This is a genomic window from Nocardioides pelophilus (assembly GCF_014180685.1).
GTDB classification, from domain to species: Bacteria; Actinomycetota; Actinomycetes; order Propionibacteriales; family Nocardioidaceae; genus Nocardioides; species Nocardioides pelophilus.
This window is the reverse complement of the sequence record NZ_JACEHF010000326.1, coordinates 1-919: the sequence shown is the minus strand read 5'-3', so window position 1 is coordinate 919 and position 919 is coordinate 1. Positions and strand designations below refer to the sequence as shown.

The window sequence follows — 919 nt, the reverse complement described above, 5'->3', positions numbered from 1 at the left end:
GGTGGTCGATCGGGGCGTAGGCGACGCCGCGCGACCGGTCGGGCGGCCGTAGGCTCGGGTCATGGTCAACCTCACCCGCATCTACACGCGCACCGGCGATGCCGGCGAGACCCGACTCGGCGACATGAGCGTGACCTCGAAGACCGACCCTCGGCTGGCGGCCTACGCCGAGGTCGACGAGGCCAACGCCCACCTGGGCGTCGCCATCGCCACCGGAGAGCTGGACGACGACGTGGTCAAGGTGCTGACCCACGTGCAGAACGACCTCTTCGACGTCGGGGCGGACTTCTGCACCCCCGTGGTCGCCGACCCGGAGTACCCGCCGCTCCGCATCGAGCAGGAGTACGTCGACCGGCTCGAGGCGTGGTGCGACCACTACAACGCCGCGGTCCCGAACCTGCGCTCGTTCATCCTCAACGGCGGCACCCCGGGCGCGGCGCACCTGCATGTCGCCCGCACCGTCGTACGACGAGCCGAACGCGCGGCCTGGGCGGCGTACTCCGTCCACGGCGACAGCATGAACAAGCTCGCGATCACCTACCTCAACCGCCTCTCCGACCTGGTGTTCATCCTCGCCCGCTACGCCAACCGGGAGAACGGCGACGTGCTCTGGGTGCCCGGCGGTGAGCGCGGCAAGTGAGACGCGCCGTCGCGTCGCTCCTCGCCGGCGTGGTGCTGGCCGGCACGGCAGCGTGCGGTGAGGACCGACCCGCGCCGCCGCCGGACCCGGCCGCGACCGGCACCCAGCTGAGGGACCGGCCGGACAAGGGGGCGCCCGACGGCCCGGTGGTCATGGCACCGCCGCTCACCCGGCGGTTCGTCCCGGCGCGCGGCGCGCGCGAGCTGGCGGCGCGGGTCGTCGTGGCCGACGACCTCGCCCGGGCACCGCGCACCGCCGAGGACGTCCGCCAGGCGGCGG

At 73.8% G+C, this 919-nt stretch carries 2 protein-coding genes; both read left to right on the top strand.

The features are described 5' to 3' along the window. The first annotated feature begins 61 nt into the window (after positions 1-61). Positions 62-640, top strand: coding sequence for a cob(I)yrinic acid a,c-diamide adenosyltransferase (locus H0488_RS23430; RefSeq protein ID WP_183101560.1), 579 nt, complete (start codon positions 62-64; stop codon positions 638-640). Continuing rightward, positions 637-919 (top strand): hypothetical protein (locus H0488_RS23425; protein ID WP_220794929.1); only part of this gene is annotated, 283 nt, incomplete at its 3' end. The genes H0488_RS23430 and H0488_RS23425, both read left to right, overlap by 4 nt.

What these genes read in the sequence shown, in the direction of transcription:
- H0488_RS23430 (WP_183101560.1), top strand. Translation starts at nt 62, where the DNA reads ATGGTCAACCTCACCCGCATCTACACGCGCACCGGCGATGCCGGCGAG.